Source organism: Rhizobium giardinii bv. giardinii H152 (genome assembly GCF_000379605.1).
Taxonomy (GTDB): Bacteria; Pseudomonadota; Alphaproteobacteria; order Rhizobiales; family Rhizobiaceae; genus Pararhizobium; species Pararhizobium giardinii.
Genome location: NZ_KB902662.1, coordinates 1 through 1,067 on the forward strand (window position 1 = coordinate 1; position 1,067 = coordinate 1,067).

The 1,067-nt window shown below is 56.1% G+C and carries 2 protein-coding genes; both read right to left on the reverse strand.

Features of this window, described 5'->3' with window-relative positions; genetic code table 11:
- Positions 1-203, reverse strand: a 203-nt coding sequence (locus A3AY_RS35335; RefSeq protein WP_040668763.1) for an AMP-binding protein, incomplete at its 3' end; no start/stop codon positions are given.
- 7 nt (positions 204-210) lie between these two features.
- The gene (locus A3AY_RS0114535) at positions 211-981 is read right to left on the reverse strand and encodes an enoyl-CoA hydratase/isomerase family protein (protein ID WP_018326386.1); all 771 of its coding nucleotides are present in this window, start codon (positions 979-981) and stop codon (positions 211-213) included.
- Positions 982-1,067 lie beyond the last annotated feature (86 nt).

Here is a 1,067-nt window from a genome sequence, read left to right on the forward strand (position 1 = left end):
AGACGCGAGTTCCGCATCATTACCGCGACACGGTCGCCTGCTTGCAGGCCTTTGCGTCGCAGTGCCGAGGCGAACGCGCTTGATTCCATTTTCAGCGTAGCAAAGGTGATCGGCTCACCGTTAAAAAACGCAAAGACCTGATCCGGGTTTCGCTCGGCTTTTGCATTGAAGTCGGCAATAAAGCCCTTAAGATTGTCTATCATGGAAAAGTCACGCCTTTCGAGATGCCCGTTCGGCCAAAAATTTCTCCATCATTTGAGCTGTTTCACCCGATGCGTAGGCTTCCCGGTGTATCCGGACGGCAGCATCCAGGCACTGACGGAAACCCAGCTCGGTCATTTCGCGCAGCCATTGCTTATCGAGGCGCATTGCGACGGGAGGCTTGCCGCCAAGCTCACGGGCGAGTAAAAGTGAAGCCGTCAGGACGTCGGCCTGCGGAACGATCTTGTTGATGATCCCTATCGAGTGGCATTCTTCGGCACCCATCAGCCGGCCGCTGAGCGTCAGATCGGTTGTTCGCGCCAATCCGAGTATCTCGCGCATGATCCACGGCCCGGTTACGCTGGCGATCCCCGAATTGATCTCAGGCTGCCCCATGCGTACTCCGGCATGACCGATGCGAAAGTCGCACAGCAGCGCAACCTGAAACGCGGATCCGGCGGCAACACCATTCAAGGCCGCGACGAGAGGTTTGGAGAGGGAGCGAATTGCGCCGTACAGGCGCTCCCACTCGGCGATCCATTCGGAGCCTGTTTCTCCGTCAAATGACTTGGCTTCGTTGAGGTCCTGACCGGCACAGAATGCGCGTTCCCCTGCCCCTGTCAGTACGATCGCACGGACGGATCTGTCCTCCTCGAGCTCTACCAGGACTTCAACGAACTGGCTCCGCATAGGCTTGTGCCAGGCGTTGAGGATTTCGGGCCGATTCAGTGTGACAACTGCAACCTCATCCCTTTTTTCAACGATTATGTAGCGATCCATGATCCGTCCTCGCATTGGAATGCAATATTCTATATCGCATAATGTGACGAACTGGCCGCATTAAGTCAAGCGTCTTTGAGAAGGGT

Excerpts from the sequence above, each read along its gene's own strand:
- A3AY_RS0114535 (WP_018326386.1), bottom strand. The coding sequence starts at position 981 with ATGGATCGCTACATAATCGTTGAAAAAAGGGATGAGGTTGCAGTTGTC.